Annotated in this window: 15 protein-coding genes; 4 read left to right on the forward strand and 11 right to left on the reverse strand. The window is 72.4% G+C overall.

Annotation, left to right across the window (positions count from 1 at the left end):
- Positions 1-156: 156 nt before the first annotated feature.
- Entirely contained in the window at positions 157-1,017 is an 861-nt protein-coding gene (locus AB0B41_RS39920; RefSeq protein WP_358212229.1) for an MFS transporter, read from the reverse strand.
- 23 nt (positions 1,018-1,040) lie between these two features.
- Entirely contained in the window at positions 1,041-1,241 is a 201-nt protein-coding gene (locus tag AB0B41_RS39925; protein WP_358212230.1) for a hypothetical protein, read from the reverse strand.
- A gap of 77 nt (positions 1,242-1,318) precedes the next feature.
- Between AB0B41_RS39925 and purU the strand changes: the two genes are divergently transcribed.
- Positions 1,319-2,212: a formyltetrahydrofolate deformylase gene (purU, locus tag AB0B41_RS39930; protein ID WP_358212231.1), complete on the forward strand. Its 894-nt coding sequence runs from the start codon at positions 1,319-1,321 to the stop codon at positions 2,210-2,212.
- Positions 2,213-2,265: 53 nt separating this feature from the next.
- Here the strand turns inward: purU and AB0B41_RS39935 are convergent, their stop codons facing one another.
- The 7 genes from AB0B41_RS39935 to AB0B41_RS39965 all read right to left on the reverse strand — a co-directional run bounded on the left by AB0B41_RS39935 (position 2,266) and on the right by AB0B41_RS39965 (position 9,951).
- Entirely contained in the window at positions 2,266-3,594 is a 1,329-nt protein-coding gene (locus AB0B41_RS39935; RefSeq protein WP_358212232.1) for an FAD-binding oxidoreductase, read from the reverse strand.
- 156 nt (positions 3,595-3,750) lie between these two features.
- A complete protein-coding gene (locus AB0B41_RS39940) occupies positions 3,751-5,145 on the reverse strand; it encodes an FAD-binding oxidoreductase (protein WP_358212233.1) in 1,395 nt (464 codons plus the stop codon).
- 121 nt (positions 5,146-5,266) lie between these two features.
- On the reverse strand, positions 5,267-7,567 hold the full coding sequence (lon, locus tag AB0B41_RS39945) for an endopeptidase La (protein ID WP_358212234.1): 2,301 nt from the start codon (positions 7,565-7,567) through the stop codon (positions 5,267-5,269).
- 89 nt (positions 7,568-7,656) lie between these two features.
- On the reverse strand, positions 7,657-8,202 hold the full coding sequence (locus AB0B41_RS39950) for a YbaK/EbsC family protein (protein ID WP_358212241.1): 546 nt from the start codon (positions 8,200-8,202) through the stop codon (positions 7,657-7,659).
- Complete coding sequence (locus AB0B41_RS39955; RefSeq protein WP_345381737.1) at positions 8,196-8,558, reverse strand: DUF2516 family protein; 363 nt, start codon at positions 8,556-8,558, stop codon at positions 8,196-8,198. Before AB0B41_RS39955 ends, AB0B41_RS39950 begins: the two co-directional genes overlap by 7 nt.
- Before the next feature lie 119 nt (positions 8,559-8,677).
- Positions 8,678-9,517 carry a hypothetical protein gene (locus tag AB0B41_RS39960; protein ID WP_358212235.1) on the reverse strand — a complete coding sequence of 280 codons (840 nt, stop codon included), beginning with the start codon at positions 9,515-9,517 and terminating at the stop codon, positions 8,678-8,680.
- Between the two features lie 5 nt (positions 9,518-9,522).
- Entirely contained in the window at positions 9,523-9,951 is a 429-nt protein-coding gene (locus AB0B41_RS39965) for a helix-turn-helix transcriptional regulator (protein ID WP_358212236.1), read from the reverse strand.
- Positions 9,952-10,108: 157 nt separating this feature from the next.
- Here AB0B41_RS39965 and crcB (AB0B41_RS39970) point away from each other — a divergent pair, with 157 nt between their 5' ends.
- Complete coding sequence (gene crcB / locus AB0B41_RS39970) at positions 10,109-10,552, forward strand: fluoride efflux transporter CrcB (protein WP_358212237.1); 444 nt, start codon at positions 10,109-10,111, stop codon at positions 10,550-10,552.
- On the forward strand, positions 10,549-10,902 hold the full coding sequence (gene crcB, locus AB0B41_RS39975; protein ID WP_358212238.1) for a fluoride efflux transporter CrcB: 354 nt from the start codon (positions 10,549-10,551) through the stop codon (positions 10,900-10,902). Before crcB (AB0B41_RS39970) ends, crcB (AB0B41_RS39975) begins: the two co-directional genes overlap by 4 nt.
- A gap of 40 nt (positions 10,903-10,942) precedes the next feature.
- Here the strand turns inward: crcB (AB0B41_RS39975) and AB0B41_RS39980 are convergent, their stop codons facing one another.
- Positions 10,943-12,148: a DUF445 family protein gene (locus tag AB0B41_RS39980; protein ID WP_358212242.1), complete on the reverse strand. Its 1,206-nt coding sequence runs from the start codon at positions 12,146-12,148 to the stop codon at positions 10,943-10,945.
- 241 nt (positions 12,149-12,389) lie between these two features.
- On the reverse strand, positions 12,390-12,893 hold the full coding sequence (locus AB0B41_RS39985; RefSeq protein WP_358212239.1) for a hypothetical protein: 504 nt from the start codon (positions 12,891-12,893) through the stop codon (positions 12,390-12,392).
- 284 nt (positions 12,894-13,177) lie between these two features.
- Between AB0B41_RS39985 and AB0B41_RS39990 the strand changes: the two genes are divergently transcribed.
- Positions 13,178-14,089, forward strand: coding sequence for an NAD-dependent epimerase/dehydratase family protein (locus AB0B41_RS39990; RefSeq protein ID WP_358212240.1), 912 nt, complete (start codon positions 13,178-13,180; stop codon positions 14,087-14,089).
- Positions 14,090-14,102: the final 13 nt, after the last annotated feature.

Here is a 14,102-nt window from a genome sequence, read left to right on the forward strand (position 1 = left end):
GTCTCCCAACCCGCCACCACCGCTCCCGGCGCCCACGCCGTCCCCGCCGGCGTTGCCGGGCCACCCGAATACGCCCGGTATGAGGGCGGCCCGGCCGCCTTGCCGGGAACGACGTGGATCACCGGGGCCCGGCGGCGCCGGGTTGAGAGACACGGCCTAGACGTTCGTCGCGGCTCGCCGGTCGGCCACGGCGCGGCGCCGCCTCCCGCGGACGGCCACGACCAGCCAGAGCAGGAACCCGGCCGTCGGGAAGGCTGCCCCGACGATGCTGACGCCCGCCCAGCCGTGGCTCGCGTACAGCGCCGACGACAGCCCGCTGCCGGCGGCGCCGCCGAGGAAGTAGCTGGTCATGTAGGCCGTGTTGAGCCGGCTGCGGGCCTCCGGGTGGAGCGCGTAGATCGTGTTCTGGTTGCTGATGTGGCTGCCCTGCACGCCCAGGTCGAACACCACCAGCCCGATCGCCAGCGCGACCAGCGAGAACGCGCCCAGGCCCAGCGGGATCCAGGACAGCGCGACCAGGGCGAGGAAGGCCCCGGTCGCCCCGAAGGCCTGGCCGCGGTCGGCGAGCCGGCCCGCGAACCGCGCGGCGACCGCCCCGGCCACGCCGAACAGCGCGAAGAGCCCGATCCTCGCTTCCGAGAGCCCGTACGGCGGCGCGGCCAGCAGGAACCCGACGCTGGTCCACAGCGCGCCGAACGACGCGTAGCCGGACACCCCGAGCGCCATCCGGAACCGGAGCACCGGCTCGTCGCGGATCAGCCGGAGCACCGAGAGCAGCAGCCGCGGGTACGGGAGCGACGTGCTCGGCGCGACCACCGGGAGCGTGCGCCACAGCGCGACCACCGCCACGGCGGTCAGGGCGGCGCCGAGCACGAACACGCCGCGCCAGCCGACCACCTCCGCCACCAGCCCCGCGACGACCCGCGACACGAGGATCCCGATCAACAGCCCGCTCATGACGGTGCTCACCACGCGGCCCTGCTCGCCCTCGCGGGCGATCGACGCCGAGAAGGGCACGAGGACCTGCGCCGCGACCGTCGTCAGGCGAGCGTGGCCAGGCCCAGCGCGTAGGACAGCTGGATCAGGGTCAGCACGGCCCCGATCGCCGACGAGGGCACCGCGAAGTGCTGCGCCAGCGCCGCCTCGAGCGGCTGCGCGTAGTAGTTGTTCGCGATGATCACGCCGGTCGCGAAGGTCATCGCGGCGACGGCCCGGGTGCGGGCGCGGTCGGGTGTCGTCACGAGGGCGATCGTCCGTCGCGGCCCGCCGTGGCGCACCCCACGCGGGACGTGACGTTCACGATGGCACCCTTGTCGTCGTGCAACCGGAAGCCGACCGCCGCTACGTCATCACCTTCAGCTGCCCCGACCGCACGGGCATCGTCGCGCGGATCGCCGGTTTCCTCGCCGAGACGGGCGCCTGGATCGTCGAGGCCGCCTACCACGCCGACGCGGAGGACGGCTGGTTCTTCACGCGCCAGGCCGTGCGGGCGTCGTCCGTGCCCTTCGACGTCGACGAGCTGCGCGCCCGCTTCGCGCCGATCGCCGAGGAGTTCGGGCCCGAGGCCACGTGGCGGGTCACGGACAGCGGCGTGCCCAAGCACGCCGTCCTGCTCGTCACGCGCGAGGCGCACTGCCTGCACGACCTGCTCGGCCGCGTCGCCGCCCGCGAGCTGCCGGTGACGCTCGACGCCGTCGTCGGCAACCACGAGGACCTCGCACCGCTGGTCAAGGCGCACGGCATCCCGTTCCACCACGTGCCCTTCCCCGGGCCGCGCGACCCGAAGCGCGAGCAGGGCAAGGTGGAGTCCTTCGAGAAGGTCCGCCAGATCGTCGACGCCCACGAGCCCGACGCCATCGTGCTCGCCCGGTTCATGCAGATCCTCCCCGCGCACCTGTGCGAGGAGTGGGCGGGCCGGGCGATCAACATCCACCACAGCTTCCTGCCGTCCTTCGCCGGCGCGCGCCCGTACCACCAGGCGCACGCGCGGGGCGTGAAGCTGATCGGGGCCACCTGCCACTACGCCACCGCCGACCTCGACGCCGGCCCGATCATCGAGCAGGACGTCATCCGGGTCGACCACGGCGACACCGTCTCCGACATGGTCCGGCGCGGCCGGGACGCCGAGCGCCTGGTCCTGGCCCGGGGCTTCCGCTGGCACCTCGAGGACCGGGTCCTGGTCCACGGCAACAAGACCGTCGTCTTCCGCTGACCCCGTGAGTGGCGATAGTCGTCATAGCGACCATCGCCACTCACGAGGACGGATCAGGCGGGCTTGATGTTGATGTTCCGGTGGAAGATGTTGCCCGGGTCGTACTGGCTCTTGATCGCGGCGAGCCGCGCGTACTTGGCAGCACCGTAGCTCGCGAGGACCCGGTCCTCGTCGTACTCGGTGATCCCGTTGACGTACGTTCCGGAGCCCATCGACATGGGGCGGAGGGCCTCCCAGAACCCTCGCACCCACTCTCGGTCGGCCGGGAGGAGCGACGGCTCCGACGCGTTCGCGATGAGGAAGACGATGTACCTCGGCGACCGACCTCCGCTGAACGCGGTGGCGTCCTCCTCCGGCTCGCAGTACGCCGCGTCGAGGCGGTACGTGAGCATGACCGAGAGCGGAGACTGCTTGCGTGCGAAGTGCTCGACCACCACCTCGATGATCTCGTCCGTGAACTCGGGCAGGTAGCAGGACTTGTCGTAGTAGTGATTGCCCCAGCAGTTCGCCTCGTCGAAGAGAGTCTGCACAGCGGTGTAGGGCAGAGGCATCGTCGCGTCGATCAGCGGACGGCTCTGCGAACGGATGCGTTCCGCGACCCCGTCGAACTCGTCTTCGGTCCCGAATCCGACCAGAATCACTCCGAGACACGGAAGGAAGTGGTGCTCCTCCGGGATGAAGGGCGCGGGCGGCGCGTCGACGCCTGCGATCATGGCGTTGACGTTCGGAGGGAGATCACCGACCACCGTCCGCAGCGCCTGCAACGCCTCGACACCGCGTTCGAGCGGCCACAGGAGCAGCCCGAACTGCACCGAGGGGCCGACCTCGATGAGGCGGAGCTCGAACTCCGTCACCACCCCGAAGTTGCCTCCACCGCCGCGAACGGCCCAGAACAGATCGGGGTGTTCGGTCTCGGAGATCCTCAGGACACTCCCGTCGGCAACGACGATCTCCGCGGACAGAAGGTTGTCGATCGTGAGGCCGGCCTTGCGGGACAACCAGCCCATACCTCCGCCGAGCGTCAGGCCGCCGAGGCCCGTGTGCCCCACCATCCCTGCTGTGACCGCCAGACCGTGTGCCTGTGTCGCGGCGTCCAGGTCGGAGTTCAAAGCACCGCCCTGAACTCGAGCGATCCGCTTCGCCGGGTCCACCGTGACATCACGCATCGCACTCAGGTCGATGACGAGCCCGTCCTCGACGGTCGAGGCTCCGCTCATGCTGTGTGCCCCGCTGCGAACTGCGATCTCGAGCCCGTTGCGTTGCGCGAACGCAACCGCCACTGCCACGTCACCTGACGAGACGCACTGCGCGATCAGGGCAGGCCTCCGGTCGATGTCGGCGTTGAAGACCTTGCGCGCCTCGTCGTACTCCGGGTCCCCCATCTCCACGACGCTGCCGGTCATCGCCCTGCGCAAGGCCGTCGTGTCGTACCGGGCCGTGCTGGTCATCGCCCCTCCTCGGCTCGAAGGGTGCCGAGTGTGTGACCTGCATCATGGTCGAGGCTGTACGTAGTTCTACGGACCTCTCGACGATGCAGGTCAGGCGGGCTTGATGTTCGCGTTGACGTGGAAGACGTTGCCCGGGTCGTACTGCGCCTTGATCTGCGCCAGCCGCTCGAACTTCCGCGCGCCGTAGGCGGAGCGGAGGGCGTCCTCGGGGGTCTCCGCCATCAGGTTCACGTAGGAGCCCGAGCCGACGGCGGCGGGACGCAGGGCGTCCCAGGTGTCGCGCACCCACGTCCGGTCGATCGCCATGGTCTCGGAGTCGGGCGCGATCGCCTCGATGGCGATGACGTAGCGGAGACCACGGCCGCCCCCGAACGCCGTGTCGTCGTCGCCGACCTCGGCGTACGCACCGCCGAACGGGAAGATCAGCACCTCGGACATCGGCGACGTCATGCCCGGCAGCCGCTCGGCCAGGGTCTCGACGACCTCGTCCGGCATCGCGTCGAGGTACAGGCCCTTCGTGTAGGAGTGGATGCCCCAGGGCGACGCCTCGTCGAGCATCTGCTGCAGCCCGACGTACGGGATGGGCGTCAGCACCTCGAACAGCGGGTCGAGCGCCTCCCGCAGCGGCACGACCGCGGACGCGTGCTCCTCCGCGCTGCCGAAGCCGACGACGATCACGCCGACGCCGCGCCGGAAGTGGTGCTCCTCCGGGACCATCGGCATCGGCGGGGCCGAGATGCACGCGACGGCCGGGCTGATCCCCTCCGGCACCCCGTCGAACCAGTCCCGCGCCGCGCGCAGGGCGTGCGCGGCCCGCTCCTGCTCCACGAACAGCAGGCCCAGGTGGACCATCGGCCCGACCGGGTGCAGCCGGAACTCGAACTCGGTCACCACGCCGAAGTTGCCGCCGCCCCCGCGGATCGCCCAGAACAGGTCCGGGTGCTCGGTCGCGCTCGCCCGCACGCACCGGCCGTCGGCCAGGACGATCTCGGCCGACTCGAGGTTGTCGATCGAGAGACCGTGGAGCCGGGACAGCCAGCCGAAGCCACCGCCGAGCGTGAGTCCGCCGACCCCGGTGTGGCTCACCGTGCCGGCCGGCGTCGCGAGGCCGTGGGCCTGCGTGGCCGCGTCGAGCTGCGCCAGCTTCGCGCCGCCGCCGCAGCGGGCCCGCCGGGCCTCCGGATCGACGACCACGGAGTCGAGCGGGCTCAGGTCGATCATCAGCCCGCGCTCGGGCACGGCCGCACCCCAGTACCCGTGCCCGCCCCCGCGGACGGCCACCTCGAGGCCCTCCTCCCGGGCGTACCGGAGCGCCTCGGCGACGTCGTCGGGCCCGGTGCAGCGCGCGATCACCGCGGGCCGCTTGTCGATCTCGCCGTTCCACACCGACCGGGCCTCGTCGTACCCGACGTCCCCGGGCAGCAGGACGGTCCCGCCCATCCGCGCCCGCAGCGCCTCGACGTCGTACCGTGCCGTGCTCGTCATGGACACTCCTCGGTCTCGGAACTCCGCACCGAGAGGAGAGTGCGTGACGCCGGTCACTGATACCCGAGAACGCCGGACGGCGCCCCTCCTCGTGGGAGGGGCGCCGTCCGGATGTACGCCGTCAGACGGCGGCGCGCTGCTCCACCGGCTCGAGCGCGAGCTCGAGGACCTCGCTCACGTCGGCGACCGGGTGCACCCGGAGCTCACCGCGGACCGACTCCGGCAGGTCGTCGAGGTCGGGCTCGTTGCGCTTCGGGATGATCACGTCGGTCAGGCCCGCCCGGTGCGCGGCCAGCAGCTTCTGCTTGACCCCGCCGATCGGGAGCACCTTGCCCTGCAGCGTGACCTCGCCGGTCATGCCGACCGACGACCGCACCGGCCGTCCCGAGGCGAGCGACGCCAGCGCCGTCGTCATCGTGACGCCGGCCGACGGGCCGTCCTTCGGGACCGCACCCGCGGGTACGTGCACGTGCAGCTTCTTCGACGCCAGGTCCCCCGCCAGCCCGCGCGAGCGCAGGTAGGACAGGGCGATCGACACCGACTCGGTCATGACCTCACCGAGCTGGCCGGTGATCGTCAGGCCGGGGTCGCCGTCCATCTTGGTGGCCTCGATGAACAGGACGTCACCGCCCGCGCCGGTCACCGCCAGGCCGGTCGCCACGCCCGGGACGGAGGTGCGCTCCGCCGACTCCGGGGTGAACTTCGGCCGGCCCAGGTACTTGACCAGGGTGTCGGCGTCGACGTGGATCGGCGCCTCGGTGCCGGAGTCCAGCGCGACGGCGGCCTTGCGCAGGACCTTGGCCAGGCCCCGCTCCAGCTGCCGCACGCCCGCCTCGCGGGTGTACTCGGCGGCGATCATGCCCAGCGCGACCTCGGAGAACTCGACGTCCGTCGGCTCCAGGCCGGCCTTCTCGACCTGCCGCGGCAGCAGGTGGTCGCGGGCGATCGCGATCTTCTCCTGCTCGGTGTAGCCGTCGAGCGTCACGACCTCCATCCGGTCCGCCAGCGGGCCCGGGATGGCCTCGCCGACGTTCGCGGTCGCGAGGAACAGCACGTTCGACAGGTCCAGGTCCACCTCGAGGTAGTGGTCGCGGAACGTGTGGTTCTGCGCCGGGTCGAGCACCTCGAGCAGGGCCGCGGACGGGTCGCCGCGGTAGTCGCTGCCGACCTTGTCGATCTCGTCGAGCAGCACGACGGGGTTCATCGTGCCGGCCTCGCGGATCGCGCGGACGATGCGGCCGGGCAGCGCGCCGACGTAGGTGCGCCGGTGACCGCGGATCTCAGCCTCGTCGCGCACGCCGCCCAGGGCGACGCGGACGAACTTGCGGCCGAGCGCGCGGGCCACGGACTCCCCCAGCGACGTCTTGCCGACACCGGGCGGGCCGACGAGCGCCAGCACGGCACCCGAGCCGCGACCGCCGACGGTGTCCAGGCCCTTGCGGTTGCGCCGCGAGCGGACGGCGAGGAACTCGACCAGCCGCTCCTTGACGTCGTCGAGGCCGGCGTGGTCGGCGTCCAGGATCCGCCGGGCCTCGACCAGGTCGTCGGTGTCGACGGTGGTCTCGTTCCACGGCATGTCGAGGATCGTGTCCAGCCAGGTGCGGATCCAGCCCGACTCCGGGCTCTGGTCCGACGCCCGCTCCAGCTTGCCGACCTCGGTCAGCGCGGCCTTGCGGACGTGTTCGGGCAGGTCGGCGCCCTCGACGCGGGCGCGGTAGTCGTCCTCACCCTCGGGGTCGCCCTCACCGAGCTCCTTGCGGATCGCGGCGAGCTGCTGGCGCAGCAGGAACTCGCGCTGCTGCTTCTCCATGCCCTCGCGGACGTCGTTCGAGATCTTCTCGGTGACCTCCTGCTCGGCGACGTGCTCCTTCGTCCACTCGAGGAGCTTCTCCAGCCGGCGGGTCACGTCGGTCTCGGCGAGCAGCTCCAGCTTGTGGGAGTTGTCGAGCCAGCTCGCCCAGCCGGCCAGGTCGGCCAGCTGCCCCGGGTCCGTCGTCTGCTGGACGGAGTCGATCACCTGCCACGCGTTGCGCTGCTGCAGGATCCCGACGACCAGGGCCTTGTACTCCTTGGCCAGCTCGTGGGTCCGGCCGGTCACGGGCGACTCGTCGACCGTCTCGGCCTCGACCCACAGGGCCGAACCCGGGCCGGTCACGCCCGATCCGATGCGGGCCCGCGTCTCACCGCGGACCACGGCGGCACGGTCCCCGTTCGGGAGCCTGCCGATCTGTTCCAGGACCGCGACCACACCGATCGCGGCGTACTTCCCGTCGAGGCGGGGGACGACGAGGACCTTCTTGCCCTCCGCGGCGTCGACCGCGGCCTGAACCTCCGGAGCGTCGAGCCGGACGGGCACCACCATGCCGGGCAGCACCACCGAGTCGGTCAGCGGAAGCACCGGCAGCTTCAGCGTCTGTGTCATGCCCGGGTCAACGCTTACACCGCAAGCCTCATTCCAGCGTTCAAGTAAGTCCGCTGTGAGTGAACGCAGGAACCTTGAGCGAGGGTGACTCAGGCCGGTCGGGCCAGGTCCTCCACGACCTCCGCGCCGGGAAGGGCGGTGAGGACGGCACCCGGGACGGCGAGCTTGGAGCCCCGGATCCCGCTGCCCACGACCACGGCCTCGGCGGCCGCGACCTCGGGTGCGATCAGGAGCGGCCAGCCCTCGGGCAGGCCGAGCGGGGTGATGCCGCCGTACTCCATGCCGGTCAGCTCCACGGCCTCGTCCATCGGGGCGAAGGACGCCTTGCGGACGTCCAGCCTGCGCTTGACCACGCCGTTGACGTCCGCGCGCGTGGTCGCGAGGACCAGGCAGGCGGCGTACCGGACCTCGCCCGAGCGCCTGCCCGACACGACCACGCAGTTCGCCGAGAACTCGGGCGGGGAGGAGTAGGCCTCGCAGAAGGCGGCGGTGTCGGCCAGGTCGGGATCGATCTCCGCGACCAGCACGCCGCTCGCGTCGGGCAGCCGCGACAGCGCCTTGACGACGGACTCGGCGAGCAGTTCGGGATGGTCGGCGGCGGGGAGCGGGGTCAGGCTGCCGAGCACGCTCACCAGCTGTTGCCACCCCGCGAGGCGGCGACGACGGCCGGCCTGACGTCGACCAGGTAGACCAGCATCGCGACGGTGCCGGCCAGCCAGAACAGCGTGAGCTCGCTGCGCAGCCCCTGGAACGAGGCGACGACGCCGAGCAGGCTGGGCGACGAGATCACCCCGAAGATGGGGATGATCAGCAGGAACAGCGCGGCCGCGCCGGTGATGCCCAGCCAGGCGTTCTTGGTCAGCTTGCTGGCCGCCTGGAAGGCGTCGGCACGCTGGCGGACGGCATGCACGAAGGCGTAACCCGAGCACGCCGCGACCACGATGCCGATCACGCACAGCACCAGGCGGTCGAGCATGGTGAACACGTTCACCGGTCCAGACTACGTGCGGCGGCGGGATCAGGACATACCCGCACACCGTGAGCGGTGTCCCCGCAGAGACCGACGGCCCCGGAGCGGGGTGCTCCGGGGCCGTCGGGACGCGGGACGCGTCAGCTGTCGGACTTGGCCGGGCCCGTACGCCGGGTGGCCGGCTTCCGGGTCGCGGCCTTCGGCGCGGTCTTCGCCGGGGTCGCGGCCTTCGCCGCCGGGGTCTCGCTCCTCGGCGCGGTCTCGGTCGCCGGCGCCGGCTCGGTCACCGGGGCGGTGCGGCTCGCCGCGCGGCGCGTGGTGCTGCGCGTGGTGGCGGCGGCCTCGTCACCGGCCTCGTCGACGGCCTTCGCGGCGTCCTTGCCCGCGTCGGCGACGGCCTTCGACGCGTCCGCGGAGACCTCGGTGATGGTCTCGGCGACCTCGTCGGCGGCCTTCTGCGTCCGGACGGCGACCTTCTCGCCGACCGAGCGGGTCTGGCGGGTCAGGGTGGAGAGGGCCTTCTCCGCGGCGTCGTGCGCGTCGTCGACGAGGGCGTCGACCCGCGCGTCGAACTTGCCGGTCAGCTCCTCGACCTGGGTGAGGGCCTGCTTGACCTGCGGCTGCTTGCGGATCTCGGTCCAGGTGCCCTCACCGTGGCGGGCGAGGTCGGCGTAGGCCTTCTCCGCGCGGGCGCGCCACAGCTCGACGACCTTGCGCAGCTCCTCGGTGGTCAGCTTGCCGCGGAGACCCTCGATCTCGGTGGGGAGCTCCGAGGCGAACTTCTGGGCCGCCTCCGCCTGGGCGGTGGCGGCGGTCTTGGCGTTGCTGTAGGCGCCGAGGATGCTCGAGTAGGCGTACTCGCCGGCACCCAGCACCGCCAGCAGCGGCGTCTTGACGGTCTCCGCCTGCTCGGCGGCGGACTTGGCAGCCTGCTCGCGGACCTTGCGGACGTCCGCGGCGGTCGGCAGCGACACGGCCATGGTGATCACTTCCTCTGTTCGGTCGGGACGTCGGGATCGACCTGTAGGTCGTTCTCCCGCCGGAAGGACTGGTAGATGTCGAGCAGAACCTGCTTCTGACGCTCCGTGAGGGAGGCGTCGGACAGGACCGCGTCGGTGACGACGCTGGCAGGCCGCTCCTCGAGGATCCCCGCCTTGACGTAGAGCGCCTCGGCGGAGATCCGCAGCCCCTTCGCGATCTGCTGCAGGATCTCGGCCGACGGCTTGCGGAGCCCGCGCTCGATCTGGCTGAGGTACGGGTTGCTGACGCCGGCCGTCCGGGCGAGCTGCCGCAGCGAGACCTGGGCGGCCTCGCGTTGGGAGCGGATGTAGGAGCCGATGTCGTCCACGGTCTTCTCGACGACGTGACCCACCTGACCCACGGCCTGGTCGATCAACGGCTTGTCGTCCGACATGTGCTCACCTCCCCCGGACCCGATCGACCGTACGCGGCTGTGCTAGCTGCTGCAAGCGCAATGCTTGCGCAGGTGGCGTGGCCCTCGTCACGATCTGGATCGATCACCCCGGCGGAGCGTGGATCACGGACCGCCGGCCGCCGTCTAGGGTGTCGACGTGCACGGCACCCCGCCGCCGGACGCCGCGGCCCGCCCGCCGGTCGTCGCACCGCTGCGCGGGCAGGGCCGGGCCACCGTCGCCGTCGCCGTCGGTGGCGCGCTCGGGGCCCTGGCCCGCTGGGGCGTGGGGCTCGGGCTGCCGACGACGCCCGGCGCCTTCCCGTGGGGCACCTTCCTCATCAACGTGGTCGGCTGCGTCGCGATCGGCGTCCTGCTCGTGGTGGTCACCGAGCTCCGCACCGCCCACCCGCTGGTGCGGCCGTTCCTCGCGACCGGGGTCCTCGGCGGCTTCACCACCTTCTCGACCTTCTCGGTCGACGCCCAGCACCTCCTGCTGGGCGGGCACGTCGGCGTCGGGGTCGCCTACCTGGCCGGCACGCTCGTCGCGGCCGTGGCGGCGACCTGGCTGGGCGCCGCGGCGGCGCGGAGGTTCGCCCGGTGACCCCGCTGCTCGTGGTGCTCGGCGCGGCCGTCGGTGCCCCGGCCCGCTACCTCACGGACCGGCTCGTGCAGTCCCGGCACGCGACGGGCTTCCCGTGGGGCACCTTCACGGTCAACGTCGTGGGGTCGTTCGTGCTGGGAATGGTCGCCGCCGCCGCGTCCCCGGCCGTCGCCACGCTGGTCGGGACCGGCTTCTGCGGGGCGCTGACCACCTATTCGACCTTCGGCTGGGAGACCGTCGGCCTCGCCCGGGACGGTCGCCGCCTGCTCGCCGTGTTCAACGCCGTCGGCTCGGTGATGGCCGGTCTCGGCGCCGCGGGCCTGGGCCTGGCCGTCGGCACCACCCTGTGAGTGGCGATGGTCGCCATGGCGACCATTCCCACTCACGACGTCAGAAGACCAGCTGGGACACGGTGTAGATCACCAGGCCGGCCAGGGCACCGACGACCGTGCCGTTGATCCGGATGAACTGCAGGTCGCGGCCGACCTGGAGCTCGATCTTGCGGGAGGTCTCCTCCGCGTCCCAGCGGGCCACGGTGTCGGTGATCAGCGTGGTGATCTCGCGCCGGTAGTGCCGCACCACGTAGCCCGCGGCGTCGGCGAGCCAGCCGTCGAGGCGGGCCCGCAGGTCGGCGTCGCCGGACAGCCGGGCCCCGAGCGAGATCAGCCCGTCGCGCACCCGCGCCCGCAGCTCGCTCGACGGGTCCTCCGCGGCGTCGAGGATCATGCCCTTGACCACGCCCCAGGCCTGCCCGATGAACTTCTGGACGTCCGGGTGGTCCACGATCTGCTGCTTGACCTGCTCCGCCCGCGCGATCGTCTTCGGGTCGCTCTGCAGGTCCCGGGCGAACTCGGCGAGGAAGCGGTCGACGGCGTGCCGCAGCGGGTGCTCCGGGTCGGTCTTGACCGCCCAGGCGTAGCCCTGGACCTCGTTGAAGAGCTTGTCGGCCACCAGGTCGTCGACGAACCGCGGCGTCCACATGGGGGCGCGGTCGTGCACGACCCGCAGCACCATCTCCTGGTTCGCCGTGACCCAGTCGTAGGCGCGGTCGCACACGAGATCGACCAGGTGGCGGTGGGCGCCGTCGACGAGGATCCCCTCGAGGATCTTGCCGAGCGGCGGCCCGACCTCCTTCTCCAGCAGCTTGCGGACCAGGACCTGCTCGATGAGGTCCTGGACGACGTCGTCGCGCAGCACGGTGACCAGGCCGCGGGCCGCGGCGGCCAGCTCGGCGGTGATCCGCTCGGCGTGCTGCGGCTGCCCGATCCAGCTGCCGACCCGGTGCGACACCTCGACGCGGCCGAGCTTCTCGCGGACCACGTCCTCGGACAGGAAGTTCTCGCCGACGAAGTCGCCGAGGCTGTCGCCGATCGTGTCCTTCTTGCGCGGGATGATCGCGGTGTGCGGGATCGGCAGCCCGAGCGGTCGCTTGAACAGGGCCGTGACCGCGAACCAGTCCGCCAGCGCGCCGACCATGCCGGCCTCGGCGGCCGCCCGAACGTAGCCGGCCCAGGCCTGGCCCTGCAGCTCCAGGTACCGCATGACGAAGAAGACGACCGTCGCGCCGAGCAGGAACCCGGTGGCGACGATCTTCATCTTCCGGAGGTCGCGGCGCTTCTGCGCCTCGGCCTCCGGGCCGAGGCCCAGGCCGGCCGGGATGCTGCTGCCGCCGGCGGGCCGCGACGGCGCGGTGGCGAGGGCACGGTCGGAACTCACGGGTTCATAGTGCCCGTCGGCGGAACGGCGCGCGGGGCCGAACCTGAGAAACGGCTGCCCGAGATGGCGACGGCCGGGCCCGACGGTGGTCCGCCGGACCCGGCCGGGTCCTGGGGAGCGGCTAGCTCGCGCGGCCGACGGTCTCCGGCTGCCGCACCGCGGCCGACCGCAGCCGCACGGCGGCCTGGACGGCGTCGACGATCACGGCGGCGTCGGGCACCTCGTAGCCGGTGAAGGAGGGGCGCACCCGCCACTGGACCCAGCCGTCGGGCCGTTCGGTGGGCGGGGCGAGGACCCCGATGCCGTCCGTGTGGAGCACGACGTCCGTGTGCAGGGAGAGCTCCGCGGGCAGCTCGTGGTTCGGGGTCATCGGGAACCACCACGTGTCGTGCGGGGTCGCGGCGACCGGGACTACCATTCCGCGGTCACGCAGCGTGGCGCACACCTGCCGGCCGAGCTCCGCGGGCACCTCGATCACGTCGAGCACCGTGCCCGTGTCGAGCAGGACGTCCGCGCCCGGGCCCGGCACCAGCGGCCACCCGTGCTCGACGTACTCGACGGCGGCCGCCCGCAGCTCCGCGCCGTAGACGGCCCGGTAGCTGTCCCACCACGACATCCGGCTCATCTCCTCTTCCGACCGATCACCCGTGACCCGGCGCGCCCTCGTGGGCGTCGCTCACATCACATGCAACACCATCGACGGGCACCGGGTTCGTGTTAACCGGTCGCTCGCGGTGACCGCACGTGACGTAGAGGTGAGTGGCCGACGCCACCGACCACCGGTCCGTCCCCCACCGGTGGTCGGCGGCCGACCGGTCGCCGCCCGGGGACCGGCGGCTACTCCGTTCGAGGTTGCGACCGATCGGCGCACGGGTACACGGCCAACGGCCCTGCGGCGATGATGGGGCCATGCTGCTCGTCACCGGCGCCACCGGATTCCTGGGAAGCGCGCTCGTCGCCCTGCTGGCCCGGCGCGGCCGGCCGGTCCGGGCGCTCGTGCGCGACCCGGCCCGGGGCGCCGCCCTGCTGCCCGAGGGTGTCCCGACGGCCGTCGGGCGGCTCGACGACCCCGGCTCGCTCGACGCCGCGCTGCAGGGCGCCGACGCGGTCCTGCACCTCGCCGGGGTCGTGGGCGGCACGCCCGAGGAGATCCGGGCCGTGAACGTCGACGGGACCCGGGCCGTGCTGGAGGCGATGCGCCGGGCCGGGGTGCGCCGGCTCGTGCACGTGAGCAGCAGCGCGGCGGTGATGGACGCGTCGGGACTGGTGGGCGAGCGGCCGTCGGGCCCGCCGGTCCTCACCGACCCCTACTCGCGGACCAAGGCCGACGCCGACGCCCTCGTGCTCGGCGCGGAGGGGATCGACGCGTCGATCGTGGTGCCGGTCAGCATCTACGGGCCCAGCCCGGCCGGGCCGCAGAGCTACAACGGGCTGCTGCGTTTCCTCGCGCGCGGGGAGATCACCGAGGTCGTCGACGCCCCGATCGGCTGGGTGCTGGCGGAGGACGCCGCGGAGGGCGTGCTGCTCGCGCTGGACCGGGGCGAGCCGGGGCGGCGGTACGTGGTGTGCGGGGAGGTCGCGCCGTTCGGCCGGGTGCTGAACGGTGCCGCCGAGATGCTCGGCACCCCGCACCGGGTCCGGACGCTCCCGCCGGGCTCCGCACTCGGGCCCGACGCGCCGACCTTCGCCCGGCGTTCGGAGGTCTACGGCAGGTTCCCGCCGGTTCACGTGGACGACGAGGTCGTGGGCGCGCTGGGTCTCGTGCAGCTCGTGGCGGGGATCCTGCGGACGGTTCCCCGGGAGTTCCCGCCGGACCGATGAGCCCGGCCGTGAT

Source organism: Pseudonocardia sp. NPDC049154, from assembly GCF_040648315.1.
In the GTDB taxonomy this organism is placed as follows: domain Bacteria; phylum Actinomycetota; class Actinomycetes; order Mycobacteriales; family Pseudonocardiaceae; genus Pseudonocardia.

Excerpts from the sequence above, each read along its gene's own strand:
- AB0B41_RS39935 (WP_358212232.1), bottom strand. The coding sequence starts at position 3,594 with ATGGGGGACCCGGAGTACGACGAGGCGCGCAAGGTCTTCAACGCCGAC.
- AB0B41_RS39940 (WP_358212233.1), bottom strand. The coding sequence starts at position 5,145 with ATGACGAGCACGGCACGGTACGACGTCGAGGCGCTGCGGGCGCGGATG.
- lon (WP_358212234.1), bottom strand. The coding sequence starts at position 7,567 with ATGACACAGACGCTGAAGCTGCCGGTGCTTCCGCTGACCGACTCGGTG.
- AB0B41_RS39960 (WP_358212235.1), bottom strand. The coding sequence starts at position 9,517 with ATGGCCGTGTCGCTGCCGACCGCCGCGGACGTCCGCAAGGTCCGCGAG.
- AB0B41_RS39965 (WP_358212236.1), bottom strand. The coding sequence starts at position 9,951 with ATGTCGGACGACAAGCCGTTGATCGACCAGGCCGTGGGTCAGGTGGGT.
- AB0B41_RS39980 (WP_358212242.1), bottom strand. The coding sequence starts at position 12,148 with ATGAAGATCGTCGCCACCGGGTTCCTGCTCGGCGCGACGGTCGTCTTC.
- AB0B41_RS39985 (WP_358212239.1), bottom strand. The coding sequence starts at position 12,893 with ATGAGCCGGATGTCGTGGTGGGACAGCTACCGGGCCGTCTACGGCGCG.
- AB0B41_RS39990 (WP_358212240.1), top strand. The coding sequence starts at position 13,178 with ATGCTGCTCGTCACCGGCGCCACCGGATTCCTGGGAAGCGCGCTCGTC.